The organism is Synechococcus sp. KORDI-100 (genome assembly GCF_000737535.1).
Classification (GTDB): domain Bacteria; phylum Cyanobacteriota; class Cyanobacteriia; order PCC-6307; family Cyanobiaceae; genus Parasynechococcus.
Genome location: NZ_CP006269.1, coordinates 228,499 through 241,648, shown reverse-complemented (window position 1 = coordinate 241,648; position 13,150 = coordinate 228,499). Strand labels below are relative to the sequence as shown.

The following is a 13,150-nucleotide window of genomic DNA, read 5'->3' as shown; positions in this document are numbered from 1 at the left end:
CAGATGAATATCGCTGAGTTTTACAGCAATCAGGGCGGTGAACTGCTGGCAAGTGACCCAAGGATCGGTCAACGCCTGATTGGACAGGCGATCCGCCTTGCACCCGATGAAGGAATTTGCTGCTTCAACCTAGGTATTGCTCTCCATCAACAACGCAAAATCAATGCTTGTATTCGAGCCTATGAAATCGCCCTTCAGACCTCCAATCCGCCTTTAAAAAGTATTCATCAAAACCTTGCCCAAGATCTTCTGCTTGCAGGGAGATTCAACGAAGGCTGGGAGCTCTATGAACAGCGATTTAAACCTGGAGAAAACGATTTTTTCTTCAATTTGCTCGGTTCTCCATGGCAAGGTCCGGAAATAGAAGGATGGCCACCACATCTGGTTCTAACAGCAGAGCAAGGATTCGGGGACACACTTCAGTTCTGCCGTTTCGCAATTCAACTTCAAGAGCTGGGAATTCGCGTCACACTTTTTTGCCAACCGCAACTTATTGAGTTTCTCCGGATTCATTCGACCCTTAACGACGTTGTGAGTGAAATCAATCATGACCAACTTAAAGACGGAAGTCGGTGGTGCCCATTGATGAGCCTTCCGCATCGGTTAAAAACAGAGGTCAACTCAATCCCCAAGGCAAGCCCATACTTTCACGCTAACGCTGATGGAGTCGACCATTGGCGAAAACTCTTACGGCAAAAACCAAAGACGTGTTTGGTTGGGATCCACTGGCAAGGGAATCCCAAACATGAAAAAACTTTGTACTCGCGAGGCCGATCAATGCCTCTTCAGACATTCAATATTCTGACCGGTGTTGAAGGTGTGGAGTTCGTATCACTCCAAAAAGGCAGCGGAAGTGAGCAACGCAATGCATCAATCACAATACCCTTTGTGGATGGTCAGGCTGCATTCGACGCGTCGATGGACTTCTCAGATACTGCTGCTGTCTTGCAGCTTTGCGATTTGATCATCACCGCAGATAGCGGAATTGTTCACTTAGCCAGCGGATTAGGACGACCAACCTGGGTCGCATTGCGCTGGGTACCGGAATGGCGCTGGTTGCTAAATGGGGAGACCACACCCTGGTATCAAAATTTACGACTATTCAGACAGCCAGAGGATGGTGACTGGGCATCAGCCATGACCGAGATTAATTCTGCATTTCAGGAATGGCTAAAAACATTTAATGAATGCTAATGTCACTTAAAAGATCATCAACATAATCAGACCAGTTGCGCATGGGTCGATTTTCGATCTCTTGATTTAATGTCTTCATTAATTGAGGATCACGAATAAATCGCAAAATACCAGAAGCGAGACATGACCATTTTGATGTATCAACACGCAGGCAACCTCCGCCACTGCTGAGTTCTCCCAAAGCTCCCTTAGCACTTGTCAAGCATGGGCGACGGTGCCACAGACTTTCTGCAACAGGCAAACCAAAGCCCTCCTCCAAAGAAGGATAAACAGTACAGTGTGACCACTCATAAAGCCATTGCAGTTCCTCATCATCAACATGCTGCTTCCAGGTAATCGGCAAGCGCAAATCTATAGCCCGTTGCACTTCTGAGAGAACATTAGGATGGTTATCCCAGCCAACCAAGATGAGCTCTGCATGAAACAACTCATGTGCTGTAAGCCATGCAATAGCCTTGATTAAGCTGCGGTGATTCTTACGAGGTTCAAGTGAACTAACACACAGCAGACGAAGTCGATCTGAATTACGCTGACGGACAGATGTCAAAGCCGTCCGCTGAGATCCTTGGAATTCAATCGCCAATGGCAAGGGTCGGATTAGAGCGTCAAGAGAATGCGAGGATTGACCTTGAGCCAATAGAAAATCCTTCAGATGACCAGCAGTGGTCCGAGAGTTTGCAAAGACACGCTCAAATAATTGCAATCCACACATATAACGGCGATGGCTACGGGCAACCGCATCTCCCTCCGCGCCATAAAGGTGCATCCATCGATGCGGAATAGCATCATGAAAGACCCAAGCTACTTTGAGACCTAACCGATCTGCCGATGCGCGCAGCTCTTGAGGCTGAGGCTGAAAATTACCGGCAATCAGCTCAACAATGAGTAACCAGCGGTCTGTCCAATGATCAGGATCACCGTGAAGCGACCACTCAGCTGTAGCAGGACCATTCCATCGCGCAAGATGAGGCAAAAAAGAATCAGGTGCTGCCGCAAACCCTTGGTCTTGACGACTCCACATCACAGGCCGCAGGGGAATACCGGCACTAATCAGGGCTCTAGCAATAGAACGCACACAACGCTGAATCCCAGTGTTGTACTCGAACAATGCTGTATGATGAATGTAATAAAACACTGATCAAACAGTGGATCGTTTCTCTAATATACATCAGAGTTATATTTAATTGAGAGCTCAAAATATGATTAAATCATTCTAGCAAAAATCAATAGGTTACGAAATGACAATATACGCTGCAATAATATATAAAACGACGAGCCTTCAAGGCCTAAAATCACACCAATTCAATCCCTTATGTTGATACAATGTTGAATTAATATGCACCCATGACGGGAATCTTTTGGTCGCAACAACTAACTATGATCAATAACAAGCGGATACAACCAAGCAGAATACAATACTGCTAAGTCAGCCTTATTGGAATTTTATTTTTTTGATCATTGATCATTAAATATAAAAAATATATTAAGTCGTCGCTATAAAAAATCACCGGGTTGGTCGCAAAACGAATCACCTAAAGCACTACGCATCCAATCATTTTCCTTCTGAAGTTCTGCCTGAATTAAATCAAGCTCATCAGAGCTCAAACAGAACTTAGACCCTGAATCTCTAGGTACTGAATGATATGAAGGATTCAGCTTATGATCAACAATTAATGGATTTTTTTGATTAAGGGCTATCTGAAGCCGCGTGACACGATTGCTTGCACCATCGTTACGTCTTTCAATAAAAAAGGAACGAGAATCAACCCTCATGAGCTCAAGCAATGCAACTACGGGCCCGGATTTGTGCTTACAAAGAATTCGAAATGGAACACACTGCAGCGCAGATCCAAAAACATCCTGCAAAACCCTCAAACGTTCACTTTGTCTCTGAAAATCTGTTGGCAACAAAGCTTCTCCAGCACCAACGACCCGCTGAGAAAGAGCAGAACAGTGAAAACTGTAGGGGGCACGAACACATGCTTTCACACTAATCTCGCGATCAAACTGCTGAAGCAATTCCATCAATCGATACAAAGCTTGTTTATCCAAGCGACTGACTCCCTCAGCAGACAAAAGAACAACTGAAGGCGACTGCAGTGCCTCATTCAAAACAACCTTATAGCTCGAAATAGCCGCATTGATATCAAGAACCCCCATCCGAATATTCATATGATATTCATGTGGTTTGGGGTGGACAATAGAAACCAATGGCACAGAGTGATTTGCCATCATTCGTTCATTATGAACAGGATGGCGAAAACCCGGATAGCAAATCCCTTGCTGAGCCAAGGCGGATCTGTTGGCCAAACACGTTGCTTGCAACGAAGTTGTCGCTGTCTTGTGAAGACCTACATGAAGAATCACCCGTCTTTGGTGACGATCCACAACTTCAACTTGAAATGATCAGCCACTCAAATTTACACAATCCTAAAGGTCGAGCATTTGAAAGTGGTTTAATCGAAAGCGGATGAAGAGATTCGAACTCTCGACCCTCTCCTTGGCAAGGAGATGCTCTACCACTGAGCTACATCCGCATCCACGACGGAAAACCGCCGCACCCAGTGATCATGCACCACGAAGGGGCCAGCGGTCAATCCACGCAGTATGACAAGCGGAATCCGGAGACACCAACACGGCTCATCCAGGGTTGTACACGTCTCGCGCAGCCCACATCTGCACATAGTTGTTGGTTCCTGCGGCTCCAAGGCTGCTGAGGTTGCCTGCGGCACTCTTCTTGCCAAAAGCCAAAATCGTCCCATCAGGCAAAACAGCTGCACTGTTGTTCTCGTGCATCCCGGGAGTAAGGTGCATATGATCACCGAATACAAATCCTTTTCTCATACCCAACGAAGCTACAGCTCGACCCCACACAATGGGACCAGTGGGGCATAGCGAACTTTCACCATAATATTCATTGAGTATATTATGGGCAGCAATTTCAATTGCTTGCTCCAAGGCTTCATGCCGGGGCGTTGTGTAGAAAAGCGCAGTCCAACAGGCCCAAGTGGTTGCCGTATTTCGTTGAATGTCCCTAAAAGCGACTAGAGAAATATCATCTCCGAAATCAACTGATGCATTGCAAGTTAATCCTATATCGAAATACCAACCACCAACTATATTTACAATACAAAATCGAGCCAAATCGCACTTATAACTGTATGGCTTAACCTTCTCAAGCGCTTTTAAGATACTGGGATGATAGTAACTGGAGATAAATTCACGAACCATCTCGTAATCAAAAAGAACATGTTCACATTCAGGAAAATGCTGTCTAAAAGTTGCGATCCGCCTCTCAAGCTCAGGACCGAGAAAACCACTGTCTGAAATAAAAATTTGAGTGATTCGATTGATCATTTCACTTTAAATATTTGAATTTTATCAGTCCAGGAGCAACCATCGTGTGAAAACCATTTTCGGAATCGCTAATAAGACAATATGACCTTGCCATATTATGCCTCTGTTTCCAACCATGTCACTGAAGTTCGCAGCAACCTTGAAGTCCAATCTCATCGCAGCCTTCTTCGTTCTGATGTCCAGTCAACCTGGAAAACTGGCGTTAATCCTAGCGCCATTTAAAATCCAAATCATATTCAATAGCCTTGTTGCTTGACTGCAAAACGCGTAGTGCAAATCAGCATCAGCTTTGTGCAATATCATCCCTTAGACTAGCTTCAGGAACCTGTGATTCAAATTCACGACCTTCTCCCCCTTAACCCTAAAAACTGGAGATTCTGCCATCGTAAGCTTTCTGAATCATTGCCAATTTTACCTACCTTGAATGAATTCGATTCAGCAACGGATTGAGCCACCCATACGGCTCATTTCTCAGCCGTCAGTCCTGAACGATCTTGATCTATGTATCCTGAGGGTCTCCGGATGCATAAAACACAGTCAAATCAAATTTTTACCAAAATAGTTGCCCAAACCTTGAACTATCCACCCGTTCATGCCAAGGAAACATCTCTAAGGGAGCAAGATGATTTTCTTCAGCTTCCAGAGTAGTGACTCCTATTCGGATGGTTCACCATGCCCCCGGAGCTCCAGGTCTGCGTTGGCTTGGCCTTGGGCCAGACCTGCGGCCCAACCGAGCCCTACTCAAACTACAGCGCTTATTTGATCGACACGCCTTCTGGGCAAGGGGCCGCAGTTTTGATCAACTACGCCGACTTCTCTCTGGCAGCGACGCCGTCGTCAGCCTCTGGCGCGGCAAGCGGCTGGTGGGATTTGGCCGAGCCACCTCGGATGGCTTCAGCCGGGCCGTGCTCTGGGACATCGTGGTGGCCGGTGACCTACAGGGACACGGACTCGGTCGTCGCGTGCTTGAAGAGCTACTGCATTCCCCCGCCGTCGCTGGGGTGGAGCGGGTTTATCTGATGACGACGAACAGTGCCGGCTTCTACCGCCAACTGGGATTCCAGGATGCGAACCCCCAGCAGCTGATGGTGCTGCGCCGCTGATCCGCCACTACCCAAAACCTCTGACAGGGTGAACTAATCGACAGCTGGCAACGCCGCCATCAAAGATCCCATCTCCAGCGCCTGCAGACCGTAACTCCAGCCCAGATTGCTCTTGATGCCTGCCCTCTCCAACGCCTGCTGCATCGTGTCTGTGGTCAGCACCCCGAAAATCACAGGGACGCCCGTGTCGCGAGCCACGGAGGCAATGCCTTTGCTGGATTCCGCCACCACCACATCAAAGTGGGGCGTGTCACCCCTGATCACCGCACCGAGGGTGATCAACACCTGGTAACGGCCACTGCGCGCCAGTTGCTGCACCACGATTGGTAGCTCAAAGGATCCTGGAACCCAGGCCACATCGAGCTGACTGCTGGCAGCTGAGGTATCGATGCCATGACGAGCAAGGCAGTCCAGACAGCCGCTCAACAGCTTGCCGGTGACCAGATCATTGAAGCGGGCCACCACAACACCGATTTTCAGCCCGGACGCATCGGTGAACTGACCTTCGAAGGTGGCCATGCAGTCCTCAGACGACGAAGAAACTCACTCCCCAGTTGAGCAGAACGAGGGCCACCCAGGCAGCGCTGCCGAGCAAAATGAGCCGGTTGGAGCGTCCGCTGTCCTCACTGGAGGCGTACAGCACCGGTACCGCCACGATCAAGGCGAAGGACATCACCACCAGGGCCAGAACAGTGAGGGTGTTGAGAAACTGCATGGATCCGGCGTTCGTGCGGGGATTCTCACATGACGCGTCCAGCCTTCGCGGCCCTGATCGGGAAGCTTCACAGGCTGTGTCGGACAGACCATCGCAATCTGCGTACGATCAGCGCCTTCGATCCCTATCGACGTGGCAGCGTCCGCCGAGAACCAGACGGAGCTGACACTGCAGGTGAGTCTGTTCGGGGAGCCGGAACCGGCCAAGAGCAGTCCCGGATCAGAGACGACAAGAGCCAGTGAGCTGAGTGCCCTTGGCACTGCCGATCTCAGCGATGCCGAGCTGGGGGCTGACGCAGCAGCACGGCCCCGGCGACGCTCAGACCAGATGCTCACGCGAGATGCAGGCGCGGATCCCGACAAAGCTCAGTCGTCGGACGCTAGCGATCCAGCGGAGGACGATCAACCGGCCTGGGCCCACCACAGCCAGCTCAGGGCCGATCAGCTGACGCCGATGCTGCGTCATTACGTGGAGCTCAAAGCGGCCCATCCCGAGCGTGTGCTGCTCTACCGGCTGGGGGATTTCTTCGAGTGCTTTTTTGAGGACGCGATCGAGCTCTCGCGGGTGCTGGAACTGACGCTCACCGGCAAAGAAGGGGGCAAGGCCATCGGACGCGTGCCCATGGCCGGCATCCCCCACCATGCCGCTGAGCGCTACTGCAGCGACTTGATCCGCCGCGGCTACTCCGTGGCCCTGTGTGATCAACTCGAAACAACCCCCGCCAAAGGGGCCCTGCTCAAACGGGACATCACCCGCGTGCTCACCCCGGGCACGGTGCTGGACGAAGGCATGCTCAGCGCCCGCCGCAACAACTGGCTGGCCGCCGTGGTGCTGGAACCGGTCCTCAGTGGAGAAGATCTGCCTTGGGGTCTGGTCCAGGCCGATGTGAGCACCGGCGAGGTGCAGATCATGCAGCGCAGCGGAGCTGGCGAATTGCATCAGCAGCTGGCGCAACTGGAGGCCTCCGAACTGCTCTGGGCGGCAGGAAGCACGGACAGCAGACCCGCCTGGTGCCCGGATCGATTGCAGATCACCCCACTGAGCAGCACCGCTTTCAGCAGGCCAGAGGCCGAGCAGGCTCTGCTCAGCCATTACGGCGTTGCCAGCCTCGATGGTCTGGGTCTACCGGAGCTGCCCCTGGCCCTGAGGGCGGCCGGCGGGCTGCTGAGCTACCTGCGAGGAACCCAACCACTGGAGGGCGAGAGCCGCGTGCCCCTCGAGGTGCCAACCATCGTTCAACGCGGCGATGCCCTGGTTCTCGATGCCCAGACGCGCCGCAACCTGGAGCTCACCGCCACCCAGCGCGACAACCAGCTGCAGGGATCCCTGCTCTGGGCGATCGATCGCACTCTCACCGCCATGGGCGGCCGCTGCCTGCGCCGCTGGATCGAAGCCCCTCTCATGGACTGCAAAGGGATTCAGGCGCGTCAGGCGGTGGTGAGCGCCCTTGTGGAGCAACGCTCCCTGCGCCTGGCCCTGCGCCGGCTGCTCAGGCCGATGGGTGATCTCGAACGGCTGGCCGGTCGTGCGGGAGCAGGCCACGCCGGGGCCCGTGATCTGGTGGCCATCGCAGACGGTCTCGAACGACTCCCCAAGCTGGCGCAACGACTCAACGGCATGGTCCCTCAGGAACCGGAGTGGTTGGCCGAACTGGTGAAACCAAACCAGTCGCTGGGCGAGCTGGCCGGCGCCATCCGTCATGCCCTGCTGGAAGCACCTCCCCTGTCACTCTCCGAGGGAGGTCTGATCCACGACGGTGTCGATCCGCTGCTGGATGGTCTGCGCAACCAGCTGGACGACCAGGACGCCTGGCTGGCCCAGCAGGAACACCTGGAGCGCCAACGCAGTGGCAACAGCAACCTGCGCCTGCAGCATCACCGCACCTTTGGGTATTTCCTCGCCGTCAGCAAAGCCAAGGCCAGCTCGGTGCCGGAGCACTGGATCCGCCGCCAGACCCTGGCCAACGAGGAGCGCTTCATCACACCGGAGCTGAAGGAACGGGAAGGCCGCATCTTTCAGCTGCGGGCCCGAGCCTGCCAACGGGAATACGAACTCTTCTGCCAGTTGCGCGATCAGGTGGGGGCCATGGCTGGACCGATCCGCCAGGCCGCCAGGGCCGTGGCCAGTCTGGATGCGCTCTGCGGCCTGGCCGATGTGGCCGCAGGCCAGGGCTATTGCCCGCCGGCCGTTGTTGAAAGTCGGGAACTGCAGCTGACGGGCGCCCGTCATCCTGTGGTGGAGCAGCTTTTGGTGGAAACAGAGTTCACACCCAACGATGTGAAGCTCGGCAATGGCACTGACCTTGTGGTGCTCACCGGCCCCAACGCCAGCGGCAAAAGCTGCTACCTGCGCCAGATCGGACTGATTCAACTGCTGGCGCAGATCGGCAGCTGGGTGCCAGCGTCGAAGGCCCGAATCGGCATCGCCGATCGCATCTTCACCCGGGTGGGAGCGGTTGATGACCTGGCTGCAGGCCAATCAACCTTCATGGTGGAGATGGCAGAAACCGCCAACATCCTGAACCACGCCACAGATCGCTCATTGGTGCTGCTCGATGAGATCGGACGCGGCACCGCCACCTTTGATGGCCTCTCGATCGCCTGGGCCGTCAGCGAACATCTAGCAGAAGATCTACAGAGCCGCAGCATCTTCGCGACCCACTATCACGAGCTCAACAAGCTGGCGGAGCAGCGTTCCAACGTGGCCAACTTCCAGGTAATGGTTGAGGAAACCGGTGACGACCTGGTGTTCCTGCATCAGGTGCAGGCCGGCGGCGCCAGCCGCAGTTACGGCATCGAGGCAGCGCGATTGGCTGGTGTTCCATCACCTGTGGTGCTGAGGGCCCGCCAGGTGCTGGATCAATTGGCTGCTTAAACAGATGCTGCTTGAACAAGAGCTGCCTGAGCAAGCTGTCAAAAAAACATCAACCCGCCATCTTCTGGCGCAGCTGTTTGATGCGGTCCCGCAGGTTGGCCGCATCCTCGAAATCAAGCTTCTTGGCCGCCTCTTTCATCTTGCTTTCCAACTGATCAATCAGTTCCGGCAATGCCTCAAGCGCCATGCCCGTATCTGGGTCCTCCTCCAAGGCCTTCGCGGCCTTACCCGCCACCTGCACCAGATCGGCATCGGGGCCATCCTGTTTCAACTTACGGCTCAATTCCAGGAAGCTGAGAATCGAATTGCTGGCCTTCTTACCGGCTGCCGTCGGCACAATGCCGTGCTTCTCGTTGTAGGCCTGCTGAATGCCGCGCCGGCGCTCGGTTTCTGAAATCGCCTTGGCCATGGAGTCCGTGAGGTTGTCGGCATAGAGCAGGGCCACACCCTCCACATGCCGAGCCGCCCGGCCGATGGTCTGAATCAAGGAGCGCTCCGCCCGCAGGAAGCCCTCCTTATCGGCATCAAGAATCGCCACCAGGCTCACCTCCGGCAAATCCAGTCCCTCCCGCAGCAGGTTCACCCCCACCAACACGTCGTATTCGCCAAGGCGCAGGTCCTGAATAATCTCGATCCGCTCGATCGAATGAATTTCCGAGTGCAGATACCGCACCCGCACCTTGTTCTCCGCCAGGTAATCCGTCAGGTCTTCCGCCATCCGCTTGGTAAGCGTCGTAACCAGCACCCGTTGCTGTTTCTGTGCCCGGGTTCGGATCTCACCCAGCAAGTCATCCACCTGACCCGTTGTGGGGCGCACCTCAACCACAGGATCCAGCACCCCCGTCGGCCTGATCACCTGCTCAGCCACTTCACCGCCACTCACCTCCATCTCCCAGTTGCCTGGCGTTGCACTCACAAACACCGTCTGACGTGCCTTCTCCCAGAACTCCTCACCCTTGAGCGGCCGGTTGTCCGCCGCACTCGGCAGACGGAAGCCGTGCTCGATCAGCACTTTCTTGCGGGCCTGATCGCCGTTGTACATCGCCTGCAGCTGCGAGCAGGTGACGTGGCTTTCATCAACAATCAGCAGCCAGTCGTCCGGGAAATAATCAATCAGGCATTCCGGCGGCGTGCCCTCCTGCCGGCCGGCCAGATGGCGGGCGTAGTTCTCAACACCGTTGCAATAACCCACCTGACCCAGCATCTCCAGGTCGTATTTGGTGCGCTGTTCAAGCCGCTGCGCTTCCAGCAATTTGCCTTCCGCATTCAACACATCCAGGCGGTCGCGTAGTTCCTGACGGATCGCGGCAATCGCTGATTCCAGGCGATCCTTTGGCGTCACGAAGTGCTTGGCGGGATAGATGTTCACCGCCTCCATGCTCTGCAGAATCTCGCCGGTGGTTGGATCGACGTAGCGGATCGCCTCCACCTCATCGCCGAACAACTCAATCCGCACCAGGCGATCTTCATAGGCAGGGCCGATTTCGAGCACATCCCCCTTCATCCGGAAGCGACCACGGGCAACTTCCGTGTCGTTGCGGCTGTACTGGTTGTTCACCAACTCGCGCAACTGTCCGCGAACATTGAGTGTTTCACCCACCTCAAACTTCACCGCTGCCTTGAGATATTCACTCGGAATTCCCAGGCCATAAATACAGCTGATCGAGGCCACCACAATCACATCCTTTCGCTCAAATAACGACCGCGTTGCCGAGTGGCGCAGCATGTCAATCTCTTCATTGATCGATGCTGTTTTGGCAATGTATGTATCACTCACCGGCACATAAGCCTCCGGCTGGTAATAGTCGTAATACGAGATGAAATATTCAACCGCGTTCTCAGGGAAGAACTCACGCAGCTCGTTGCACAGCTGCGCCGCCAGGGTTTTGTTGTGCGCCAGCACCAGCGCCGGCCGCCCCGTCTTGGCGATCACATTCGCCATCGTGAAGGTTTTACCGGTGCCAGTCGCTCCCAACAGCGTCTGGTAGCGCTGGCCGCCGTTGACTCCATCAACCAGCTGCTTGATTGCCGTTGGCTGATCACCTTTGGGGTTGTAGGGCGCTGTCAGGTCGTAGGCGGGCATGACGCGCTGACAAGCAAAGGGCCGTCAAGCTTATGGCGATCCAATCGGGATTGTCGTCACCGTGGTGACGGTGTCCCCTCCAACAGCTGCAGCACATAGCCAGCCCGGTTCTGGTAACCATTGGCCTCCGCTTCCTGCACCACAGGATCGGCATGGGTCGTAGGCCATCCCAGGGGCGGCACACCCTTCAACTCACCGTGGAGGTGCTGGAGCACATGAATGAACTCATGACTGATCAGTTTGCAGCGCACCTCATCAGCCATCGGCCGCTGTTTAAACGTGATCGTGCCGAGCCGGCCCGGCGTGGCGCGGTAGGTGGCGTCTTTGCCAGGGAGCTCCGGCTGGCCGGAGACCACCGTGATACCGAGTCGCCGGCCCTGCGCGAGCAAACGGTTCCCCAGACTTGGATCCTGATCGCAGCTGGGCAGGGTTCCCGGCGGCGGCTGCGAATAATCCGGACGGCCAGCCTGGGGCTGCTCGGTCTTTGACCTGGCCGCCAGGGAAACCTGCTGGGAATCAGGTGCTCGGGTCGCGGCCATCCTCAAGGAGCCGATCACCAGGACGCTCAGTGGAAAGGCAAACGGCAAAAGAGTCCGGCGGAAAGACACCGGCTCAGCTCACCGCGGCCCGGGTGAAGTCCACATCGGCCAGGCCCAGCGCGTTGATCAGCAAGGCGCTGATCACTCCATAGGCCACCGCACCAAACAAGGCGCTGGCGATGCCGTTCTTCAGCGTGAATCCGTTGATCAGTTGTGCCGCCAGCCAGAACAGAACAGCTGTGATCAGCCAGTTGAACAACCAACTCACCGGAGCAATCAGGCCACCAAGGCTGGCCACGGCCCAGGGCAACCCCAACACAATTTTGAGTGGAACGATCAGCAGCGTGCCAAGCAGACCGATCACAACGGCGGACCAGAGCGCCGTTCGGAAATTGGCCATCTCCACGCCCAGAGGCAAGCCGGTCACCATCAACAGCACCAGGGCCCGCACTGGCCACTGCAACAACCAACCGATCGGTCCCATCACGCCTTCCCAGAGCTCACCGGCTCAAATGCACGCCGTAACCGTGCTGTTCAAGGCAGTACGCAACCCTCTGACAACAGCAACCATCGCAAGCGGATCATTCAGGCGATTGACTGCTGATCCAACCCCGACACCGGACGCACCAGCGGCGATGGCCATCGGCACGGTGACGGCGGAGAGACCGGAGGCGCAGAGCACGGGGACATCCACAACGCGGCTGATGCTGTGGGCTGCGGCCAGGGTTGGTGCAGCTTTTTCGATCAAACCAAGGCTGCCGGCGCTGAACGGCTTCGCGCTTGTTCCACCCTCGGTCTGGATCAGATCAGCACCAGCTTCAACCAGATCGATCGCCAACTGTTCCTGCTGATCCATCGGAAGCGTGTGAGGCACGGTGACGCTCAACACCACCTCAGGCAGCAAGGCGCGGGTCTGGCGGGTGAGGGCCAACACCTCCTCGGCCCCGAACACACGCCCCTGGGGATAGAAGGCGTCGTAATTGCCGATTTCAACCATCACAGCGCCGGCCGCCACTGCGTCAGGGAACTGCTCAGGCTCAACAGACGACACACAGACAGGAACTTCGGATGCATTGATCGCTATCCGCACCAGCTGGGCATCACAAGCCACGTCGATCAGATCAGCGCCTCCGGCGCCAGCTGCAGAGGCCACCTGTTCCACGCTGGCGGCATCGAAATTCATCAGACCCGCAATCACCTTCAAAGTGCTGTGCTGCTCAAGGCTTTGGCGCAGGGCGACGGGCAGCTGCTGGAGACGGGTCATCGAAGCGCTTGCGAATGATTC

The 13,150-nt window shown here is 55.3% G+C and carries 12 protein-coding genes and 1 tRNA gene; 3 read left to right on the top strand and 10 right to left on the bottom strand.

Translation table 11 applies throughout. The features are described from left to right. Nucleotides 1-3 precede the first annotated feature (3 nt). On the top strand, nucleotides 4-1,194 hold the full coding sequence (locus KR100_RS01245) for a glycosyltransferase family 9 protein (RefSeq protein WP_156097839.1): 1,191 nt from the start codon (nucleotides 4-6) through the stop codon (nucleotides 1,192-1,194). Here KR100_RS01245 and KR100_RS14615 read toward each other — a convergent pair. From KR100_RS14615 to KR100_RS15490, 4 genes are all read right to left on the bottom strand, one after another. Next, the gene (locus KR100_RS14615; RefSeq protein WP_162176449.1) at nucleotides 1,181-2,329 is read right to left on the bottom strand and encodes a glycosyltransferase; all 1,149 of its coding nucleotides are present in this window, start codon (nucleotides 2,327-2,329) and stop codon (nucleotides 1,181-1,183) included. The two genes, KR100_RS01245 and KR100_RS14615, sit on opposite strands and share 14 nt — an antisense overlap. 359 nt (nucleotides 2,330-2,688) lie before the next feature. Beyond that, nucleotides 2,689-3,582, bottom strand: a complete 894-nt coding sequence (locus KR100_RS15495; RefSeq protein ID WP_156097837.1) for a hypothetical protein — start codon at nucleotides 3,580-3,582, stop codon at nucleotides 2,689-2,691. A gap of 77 nt (nucleotides 3,583-3,659) precedes the next feature. After that, a tRNA-Gly gene (locus KR100_RS01235) sits at nucleotides 3,660-3,731 on the bottom strand. A gap of 103 nt (nucleotides 3,732-3,834) precedes the next feature. After that, nucleotides 3,835-4,551: a glycosyltransferase gene (locus tag KR100_RS15490; protein WP_156097836.1), complete on the bottom strand. Its 717-nt coding sequence runs from the start codon at nucleotides 4,549-4,551 to the stop codon at nucleotides 3,835-3,837. 647 nt (nucleotides 4,552-5,198) lie between these two features. Between KR100_RS15490 and KR100_RS01230 the strand changes: the two genes are divergently transcribed. Further along, nucleotides 5,199-5,654 carry a GNAT family N-acetyltransferase gene (locus KR100_RS01230; protein WP_038542548.1) on the top strand — a complete coding sequence of 152 codons (456 nt, stop codon included), beginning with the start codon at nucleotides 5,199-5,201 and terminating at the stop codon, nucleotides 5,652-5,654. A gap of 33 nt (nucleotides 5,655-5,687) precedes the next feature. Here KR100_RS01230 and ribH read toward each other — a convergent pair whose 3' ends face one another. Continuing rightward, on the bottom strand, nucleotides 5,688-6,173 hold the full coding sequence (ribH, locus tag KR100_RS01225; RefSeq protein ID WP_038542546.1) for a 6,7-dimethyl-8-ribityllumazine synthase: 486 nt from the start codon (nucleotides 6,171-6,173) through the stop codon (nucleotides 5,688-5,690). A 7-nt stretch (nucleotides 6,174-6,180) separates the two neighbouring features. After that, the gene (gene psbZ, locus KR100_RS01220; RefSeq protein ID WP_038542544.1) at nucleotides 6,181-6,369 is read right to left on the bottom strand and encodes a photosystem II reaction center protein PsbZ; all 189 of its coding nucleotides are present in this window, start codon (nucleotides 6,367-6,369) and stop codon (nucleotides 6,181-6,183) included. 132 nt (nucleotides 6,370-6,501) lie between these two features. On the opposite strand from psbZ, the gene mutS reads away from it, so the two are divergent. Further along, nucleotides 6,502-9,243, top strand: a complete 2,742-nt coding sequence (mutS, locus tag KR100_RS01215) for a DNA mismatch repair protein MutS (protein WP_038542541.1) — start codon at nucleotides 6,502-6,504, stop codon at nucleotides 9,241-9,243. 49 nt (nucleotides 9,244-9,292) lie between these two features. Here the strand turns inward: mutS and uvrB are convergent, their stop codons facing one another. Genes uvrB through KR100_RS01195 form a run of 4 tightly spaced genes read right to left on the bottom strand, consistent with a single transcriptional unit; the run spans nucleotide 9,293 to nucleotide 13,129 of the window. Then, the gene (gene uvrB / locus KR100_RS01210; protein WP_038542539.1) at nucleotides 9,293-11,326 is read right to left on the bottom strand and encodes an excinuclease ABC subunit UvrB; all 2,034 of its coding nucleotides are present in this window, start codon (nucleotides 11,324-11,326) and stop codon (nucleotides 9,293-9,295) included. Nucleotides 11,327-11,382: 56 nt separating this feature from the next. After that, the gene (locus tag KR100_RS01205) at nucleotides 11,383-11,934 is read right to left on the bottom strand and encodes a hypothetical protein (RefSeq protein ID WP_239420362.1); all 552 of its coding nucleotides are present in this window, start codon (nucleotides 11,932-11,934) and stop codon (nucleotides 11,383-11,385) included. 4 nt (nucleotides 11,935-11,938) lie between these two features. Then, the gene (locus KR100_RS01200; RefSeq protein ID WP_038542535.1) at nucleotides 11,939-12,349 is read right to left on the bottom strand and encodes a phage holin family protein; all 411 of its coding nucleotides are present in this window, start codon (nucleotides 12,347-12,349) and stop codon (nucleotides 11,939-11,941) included. A gap of 24 nt (nucleotides 12,350-12,373) precedes the next feature. Further along, nucleotides 12,374-13,129, bottom strand: coding sequence for a DUF561 domain-containing protein (locus KR100_RS01195; RefSeq protein ID WP_038542533.1), 756 nt, complete (start codon nucleotides 13,127-13,129; stop codon nucleotides 12,374-12,376). Nucleotides 13,130-13,150 lie beyond the last annotated feature (21 nt).

What these genes read in the sequence shown, in the direction of transcription:
- uvrB (WP_038542539.1), bottom strand. Translation starts at nt 11,326, where the DNA reads ATGCCCGCCTACGACCTGACAGCGCCCTACAACCCCAAAGGTGATCAG.
- KR100_RS01200 (WP_038542535.1), bottom strand. Translation starts at nt 12,349, where the DNA reads ATGGGACCGATCGGTTGGTTGTTGCAGTGGCCAGTGCGGGCCCTGGTG.
- KR100_RS15490 (WP_156097836.1), bottom strand. Translation starts at nt 4,551, where the DNA reads ATGATCAATCGAATCACTCAAATTTTTATTTCAGACAGTGGTTTTCTC.
- psbZ (WP_038542544.1), bottom strand. Translation starts at nt 6,369, where the DNA reads ATGCAGTTTCTCAACACCCTCACTGTTCTGGCCCTGGTGGTGATGTCC.
- KR100_RS01245 (WP_156097839.1), top strand. Translation starts at nt 4, where the DNA reads ATGAATATCGCTGAGTTTTACAGCAATCAGGGCGGTGAACTGCTGGCA.
- ribH (WP_038542546.1), bottom strand. Translation starts at nt 6,173, where the DNA reads ATGGCCACCTTCGAAGGTCAGTTCACCGATGCGTCCGGGCTGAAAATC.
- KR100_RS01195 (WP_038542533.1), bottom strand. Translation starts at nt 13,129, where the DNA reads ATGACCCGTCTCCAGCAGCTGCCCGTCGCCCTGCGCCAAAGCCTTGAG.